General features: G+C 50.5%; 7 protein-coding genes and 3 pseudogenes. 6 read left to right on the top strand and 4 right to left on the bottom strand.

Going from position 1 to position 6,574, the window contains the following annotated elements:
- Positions 1–716: pseudogene (locus ABD76_RS06795) on the bottom strand (transposase); the annotation flags it as partial.
- Positions 717–1,420: 704 nt separating this feature from the next.
- Between ABD76_RS06795 and ABD76_RS29310 the strand changes: the two are divergent.
- Positions 1,421–1,525 carry a sporulation protein YjcZ gene (locus ABD76_RS29310; protein ID WP_234399621.1) on the top strand — a complete coding sequence of 35 codons (105 nt, stop codon included), beginning with the start codon at positions 1,421–1,423 and terminating at the stop codon, positions 1,523–1,525.
- Between the two features lie 196 nt (positions 1,526–1,721).
- Positions 1,722–2,009, top strand: a complete 288-nt coding sequence (locus tag ABD76_RS06790) for a hypothetical protein (RefSeq protein ID WP_338125065.1) — start codon at positions 1,722–1,724, stop codon at positions 2,007–2,009.
- A 49-nt stretch (positions 2,010–2,058) separates the two neighbouring features.
- On the opposite strand, the pseudogene ABD76_RS06785 reads toward ABD76_RS06790, so the two are convergent.
- Together ABD76_RS06785 and lexA are read right to left on the bottom strand one after the other, a co-directional pair.
- Positions 2,059–2,821, bottom strand: a pseudogene (locus tag ABD76_RS06785) (SDR family oxidoreductase).
- Positions 2,822–2,948: 127 nt separating this feature from the next.
- A complete protein-coding gene (lexA, locus tag ABD76_RS06780; protein ID WP_197255396.1) occupies positions 2,949–3,575 on the bottom strand; it encodes a transcriptional repressor LexA in 627 nt (208 codons plus the stop codon).
- A 250-nt stretch (positions 3,576–3,825) separates the two neighbouring features.
- On the opposite strand from lexA, the gene ABD76_RS06775 reads away from it, so the two are divergent.
- The 4 genes from ABD76_RS06775 to ABD76_RS06760 all read left to right on the top strand — a co-directional run bounded on the left by ABD76_RS06775 (position 3,826) and on the right by ABD76_RS06760 (position 6,045).
- Positions 3,826–4,206, top strand: coding sequence for a LysM peptidoglycan-binding domain-containing protein (locus ABD76_RS06775; RefSeq protein WP_197255395.1), 381 nt, complete (start codon positions 3,826–3,828; stop codon positions 4,204–4,206).
- Positions 4,207–4,370: 164 nt separating this feature from the next.
- Positions 4,371–4,586: a DUF896 domain-containing protein gene (locus ABD76_RS06770; protein ID WP_197255394.1), complete on the top strand. Its 216-nt coding sequence runs from the start codon at positions 4,371–4,373 to the stop codon at positions 4,584–4,586.
- A gap of 30 nt (positions 4,587–4,616) precedes the next feature.
- Positions 4,617–5,201: a methyltransferase gene (locus ABD76_RS06765; RefSeq protein ID WP_197255393.1), complete on the top strand. Its 585-nt coding sequence runs from the start codon at positions 4,617–4,619 to the stop codon at positions 5,199–5,201.
- Between the two features lie 34 nt (positions 5,202–5,235).
- Positions 5,236–6,045 carry an HAD family hydrolase gene (locus ABD76_RS06760; RefSeq protein WP_197255392.1) on the top strand — a complete coding sequence of 270 codons (810 nt, stop codon included), beginning with the start codon at positions 5,236–5,238 and terminating at the stop codon, positions 6,043–6,045.
- A 379-nt stretch (positions 6,046–6,424) separates the two neighbouring features.
- Here the strand turns inward: ABD76_RS06760 and ABD76_RS06755 are convergent.
- Positions 6,425–6,574, bottom strand: a pseudogene (locus ABD76_RS06755) (IS110 family transposase); the annotation flags it as partial.

Here is a 6,574-nt window from a genome sequence, read left to right as displayed (position 1 = left end):
TTGCTTGGCAATCGCCAGATAGGCTTTGCGGGCACGCTCCCGGTATGTTCTTGGCTTGCGAGTCTTTCCGCGTTCCGGTTCATGCAGGATGTCGATGATTTTCTCCAGCTTTTCTCTGGCCTGATTCAGAAGAGACAGATCCGTCGGGTAGGCGATGTCCGCCGGCGCGCAGGTCGCATCCAGCAGCAGTTCGCCCTCGTTCGTCAGTTCCATCTGCCGCGGCTGCGGTTCTGACGGCTCGTCGGACGCTGCGGCAGTTCCGCTGCCAGGTTCATTGTCGTCCGATGAATCATCCGATTCGCTGGACTTGCGCGCTTCTTCAAGGGCGATCCACTCATTCACTTCATCAAGGATCTCGCCGCCCAGCCGCTTGCGGAAGTGTGTCATGAGAGAATGGTGAAACGGACGGCGGTACTGGTATTCCGGCAGACCGAGGAAGTACTGCAGATACGGGTTCTCCAGAATCTGACGAAGCGTCTCCCGATCGTCGGTGCCGAGCCGCTCCTGAATAATGAGGGCGCCGAGCGCGACACGGATCGATACGGCCTTTTGACCCTTGAGGCTCTTCTTAAAGTTCTTCGCATATTTCTCTTCGAGCTTCCACCACGGAATCATCTGGGCCAGCAATACCCAGCGGTTATCTTCCGCAGCTTCCCGCCGAACGGAAGGAAGAAGTCGCCTGGCAAGATCATTTGGCTCTCGGTTCGCTGATACAATCTGGACACCTCCACGTGCACGGTTTTTCACGGGATAAACCCGTTTTCCTTGCACTTGAATTCGACAAAAGAGGCGCTAAACCCTTGCTGCTACTGGATTTTTCTTTCGTTCAGCAACCCCTAATTATACAAGAAAAAAGGTACAGCCCTCATCATTTTTCTTGAGTAGCTGTACCTTTCCTACATCAAGGAACTTTTTCAGTGGCCTCGGATACTCCGAGGCTTTTTTCTTGCGGATATACACGGGGAGGTGCCCCAAAAGCAGCAAAACTGCATTTCAATCAAGACGCCGAAAGGCTAGAAAAAGGCCGTCAGCGAAGGGGGATGGAGCACCAACGCTAAGGTTCAACGGCGCTCCAAAAAATGATATTACCAAAAATGTCTTCTCCGTTTTTTGCACACGACCAACACTTTCTGCCCTTCCTTAAGAATGACCGTGATTGCTTTACGATGACGTCTCATTCAAGCCACCTCCTTTCCATACTACAATATGAGCCATTGCTTTAAATGACTGTGCTATAGCTCCAAGAAAATTAACATGAAAAATTTAGGCCAGACACTTTGGTTTTCGGGAGAGAGCAGGTCGCTCTTTTGGGAGCATGGTTCGCACGAACGGCCCAAATTTATGCCTATGGGTTATAGCCAAGTCAAACCGTCCGTAATTCTAATATCATGGGAGTACCAAGAGAAAGGAGGTAACTCAAATGAGTGGAGTTACTTGTGGCGTTGGAGGGCTCTGGACCTCGACAGGCGTAATTTTGGTGTTGTTTATTCTGCTTGTAATCGTTTCTCGCGCATTTATTTATTAATAGGTCCTGATGAGACAGTGCCTTGCGCATGTGCGCGAAAAGGCCACCTTCTGTTCGAGGCCCTGCTTAGTCAGCAGGGCTGTTTTTTTATGTCCGGCTTTTGAGCACAAGCTGCACGTTTCTCCTCATGTCCAGGAGCACATTCGAGCGATAGGCATATGTTAGGGGTATGACATATGAAGGGAGATGTTTTTCCGTGAGTTACCAATACCAGCCATACCCCATGAATGTTCACCCGGGGTCACACATTCATCCTTATTCTTCTTCGCAGTTCTGTCCGCATTATTATCCGGAGACGCAAAATTTGAAGATTGAAACACTGCAGATCGTGGAGCCATGGGTGATAAACGGACTAAAAGAAGCGCAAACAATATCCGTTGAGCATGCGCTCCGCGAAGCGGCAGCCGTATCATATCTGATTGGGAGAGGATATAATCCGGCTGTCGCTCATCAAATCGTCGAGTCTTGGTGGCATAAAGGTTAACGCGCGAAATCGAGTGCTTCCCTTGGTAATGGCCTAAGCTTTGAGTGTGTCAGCCATTAATGATTTCGCCGCCGTTGACATGCAGAATCTGTCCGGTGACGTAAGAGGAATCCGCGCTGGCTAGATACACGTAGCTGGGAGCGAGCTCTTGAGGCTGTCCAGGTCGCTTGGTGGCGGAACTAATCCAACAAATTCGCGCTTCCCCGATACGCGGTGACGGAGGCGGTGTTAATGATAACGCCAGAATGCCGTTTCAATTGGGACATTGCCGCCTTCGTCAGATAGAACATCGCAAATATGTTGGTCTTGAATGTACGTTGAAGCTGTGCGTCTGTAATGTCTTCTATGCGCTCCTGCGGATGCTGCTCACCGGCATTATTGACTAATATGTCCAGCTTCCCGAGCTCCTTCACAGTCTGTTCCACCGCTTGCTCGCAGAACGATTCTTCTCCGATGTCACCGTCGATAAGCAGGCAGCGGCGTCCGGTCTCCTCGACATGCCGCTTCGCTTCCTTGGCATCGTCATGCTCATTCAAATACACAATGGCGATGTCGGCGTCTTCCTTGGCGAACGCCACGGCGACCGAGCGGCCAATGCCGCTGTCGCCGCCGGTAATAAGGGCAACCTTGTTCTTCAGCTTGCCCGCAGCCGAATAGGAATGGCATTCGAATTGCGGACGCGTATTCATGTCCGTCTCGAGGCCTGGTTGGCGGTTCTGATGCTGGGCGGGCAAGGTCTGCTTCGTCTGCTGATTGGATGTGATGATGCAATCACCTCTCGATTGGATTTTTCGAAGTTCGTCATGTAACATAACTTACCACATCGTTCCCGGAATTAATCACGTTATACCGCCCTGACACGTCAAAAAGCCGCTTCCGAATACAGAAATGCCTGTACTCAAAGCGGCTTTCTCCACATTTGCACCCATGCTGCAAGGATTAATGAAAATCACGGAACAATCCAATCACTTTGCCCAGGATCGTCACATGCTTCAACCGGATCGGCTCAAAAGTTGGATTCTCCGGCTGAAGCCGGATATGATCGCGTTCCTTGTAGAAGGTCTTCACCGTTGCCTCGTTCTCCTCGGTCATGGCCACGACGATATCGCCGTTGTTCGCGGTCTGCTGCTGGCGGACGATAACATAGTCTCCGTTATGTATACCGGCTTCAATCATGCTGTCGCCGACAACGGATAGCATGAAGATGTTCTCATCGTCTCCCACCATATGCACCGGAAGAGGGAAATAATCTTCGATGTTCTCTGTCGCCGTAATCGGTTCGCCGGCCGTTACCTTCCCGATGACGGGAACGCGTACTACGGCATGGCTGAACTCTGAATGGCGATCCGACTGTTCGCTTAGCAGCTCGATCGCTCTTGGCTTCGTCGGGTCCCGGCGGATAAAGCCTTTCTTCTCCAGCCGATCCAGATGACCGTGCACCGTGGAACTCGATGCGAGGCCGACAGCTTCCCCGATCTCTCTCACGGAAGGAGGATAGCCCTTGGTGCGGACTTCATCACGTATAAAATCAAGGATCGCTTGTTGTCGACTTGATATTTTAGACAAATATATCAACTCCAATGAATGCTCTTTTGTCAAAATTATACCATAGAACCTCCGTTCGCACAAACGTAAGTTCTAAAAAATCATTGATTTTATGCGGTTTATTCGTTTTCCTTTCAAGACATATCCCATATTCGGATTTGGGGAACAAAAAAAGAGAACGCACGTTCCTTAATAACGGTTGACCTGAACGTATGTTCGTGTTACATTATGGACATTAAGAATAGAACAAGTGTTTGGGGAGTGAGCGGACATGAGTCAAATGGTATATAGCCCGAGACGGAGTTACGCATATCGAACGGAAGCAAGATCAACGCTGCGTCAACGTGTAAAGCAGAAGCGTTATAATAGAAGGAAATTGATTCGAGCGGTACTGCTCTCCGGCCTGCTGTTCCTTTTGTGCGCGGGAATCGTACAAGCATGGGGGGATGACGACGCTGTATCCGGGCAGCCTTCTGTAATTACGGAGCGAGTGCTTGTTCAGCCTGGGGATAGCCTGTGGGAAATCGCCACGGAATACAAACCGAACGGGATGGATACCCGGGAGTACATATACAAGATCATTCAGTTGAATGATTTAAGGGGACATACGCTGCAATCCGGCATCGTCCTTGTCGTGCCGATACTTTCTTGACGATAATTCGGCTGAGGCCGGGATCATTGTTCTCGCAGCATCGCTCTTCTCACCGGCTGAGGCCGAAGAGCCGCTTCTTGTATTCTATCGCTGTCAGCTTGCTTGACAAGGCTGATGCAGCATGTCAAAGTAGAAGATATGCACCAGTGTATGGAGGGTACAAGATGAATATGGATAAATTAATCGCGCGCATCAATGAGCTGGCCCGCAAGCATAAGAGCGTAGGGCTGAACTCAGAGGAACTTGCGGAACGGGCCGCGCTGAGAGAGCAATACCTTGTATTGTTCCGGCAGCAGGTACGCAACAAGTTGGACAGGATTCGCTATGTGGAAGACGAAGAAGGCGAACAGAACTATCAATCGGGAAACATCGTTCATTAGAGTGTTCAGCATATAGGAGGTCTGGATGGGATGTCGCGTAGTTGGGAACGTCAAGTACGGCGCAACAGCGCTCAGTTGAACAAGCAACGCAAAAAGCAGGGGAAGCCGGGGATCGCTTCCCATGCGGTTGCGTTCGATGAATTCAAGGGCCGGAATTTTATTCTTCCTTTGATATTGACCGGGTTCACGATCATTTATGCGCTGCTTGGCAGTGTCGGCACGAACCTGCCGTCCCCGACCCTGTATTGGGTAACTGTTATTTGTTATTTGGCATTGGCATTGATGCTGTTTTTGCGCCGGCCTTTTTTGCGGGTCACAAAAGACGAACTAAGCACGACAAAATGGAATCGGCTGCGTACGCTCAAAGTGGAGGACATCAAAAAAATAACGTATCAGCCGGGCTTCATCGTTATTGAAAAGAACGGCAAAGGGTCGAACTGGGTGTTCTCGCGCATGATGAACCGCTATGACATCGAAGCGATGCATGCGCGGCTGCAGCAGTTCGCTGCTCAAAACCGGATTGAGTTCGAAGAGAATTTGAAAACAGACAAGAACGGCAAGTCCAATGAGACGGAGCAGTCGGACAAGGTCGTCTTCGTGAAGCCGAAGAAATAGGTTATGCCGGGAGTGGAGACAAGGGGGAGACGCAATGGCCATTCGTGCCGTATTATTCGATCTGGATGATACGCTCCTGTGGGATGAGCGGTGTGTGGAGGAAGCCTTTGCCGCTGTGTGCCAATATGCACACTCGAAAGCGGGGGTTGATGCGGAACAATTGGAGACGGAAGTGCGGAATGCTGCAAGATCATTATATGAAAGCTATGAAACCTATGCCTTCACGACCAACATTGGCATCAATCCGTTCGAGGCATTGTGGGGGCATTTTACCGGGGGAGAGCATGCGCAATTCCGCAGCCTGCAGAAGCTGGCGCCGGCATACCGTACCGCCTCTTGGACGGCCGGTCTTCGACAGTCAGGTTGCGAGGATGAGTCGTTGGGGGCAGAGCTGGCGGAGCGTTTCATGCGCGAACGGCGGGCGCGTTCTTACGTATATGAGGAGACGTACGATATTTTGCGAACGTTGAAGCCTCATTATCAGTTGCTCCTCTTGACGAACGGGGCTCCGGATTTGCAGCAGGAGAAGCTTGATGGCATCCCGGATATCATTCCATTCTTCGATCATATCGTCATCTCCGGTCATCATCCGGAAGGGAAGCCTGCGCCAAGCCTGTTCCGCCATGCGATGTCCTTGCTGGGCATCGGCCCTCATGAAGGATTGATGGTTGGGGACAAGCTGACTACAGATATAGCAGGGGCCCAGAATGTCGGGATGCATCATGCCTGGATCAATCGCAAGGGCGTCGCATTAACCGGCGATATCCGTCCCGAACACCACATAACCAACTTGATGGAACTGACCGGCGTGATTGAAACGATAAATCAAGCGGCGCTAAAGTGAGTATATAAAGGAAGGAAAGCTTGCCTGAAGGGCGGGCTTTCTTGCTTGATGGGGGACAAACCTTCCTGCCGCGGCACTGCATGAGCTGATGCTGGTGTGATGAATGTCACATAACCGTCACATAACCGTTCAGGATCTAGCCCGATCGAGTCATATCTTGCGGAGTATTGTTGTTTATAATGTATGCATAGAGAGGTTGGAAATAGCTAAGTCCAGCGGTATGATGTCAAGTCCCTGATTTATGAGAATTGGAAAATTTCCTTGGCGTGCAGCAGGATCAATCCCAAAAAAGGCATCACCAAACTAGACCCAGTTGAAAATGGAGTTAATTACCATAATTTAACTGGGAATTAGAGAAGAAAATTCATGAGCCAAGGCATTATTGCTCTGTCGGCTTCACCTTCCTTCTGGGCGTATAGAGTTGGTCGTTGCGTAGCAGCACATCGACCAGACGCACAAGTTTTCTTGCCGTTAAGACGAGGGCACGTTTGTGTTGATGCTTAGGGACTTCATTGAATTTCTTCCGGTA

Source organism: Paenibacillus dendritiformis, from assembly GCF_015845845.1.
Classification (GTDB): Bacteria; Bacillota; Bacilli; order Paenibacillales; family Paenibacillaceae; genus Paenibacillus_B; species Paenibacillus_B dendritiformis_C.
Note: the sequence above shows the minus strand (reverse complement) of the source record. Positions and strands in the feature narration are given on the sequence as shown.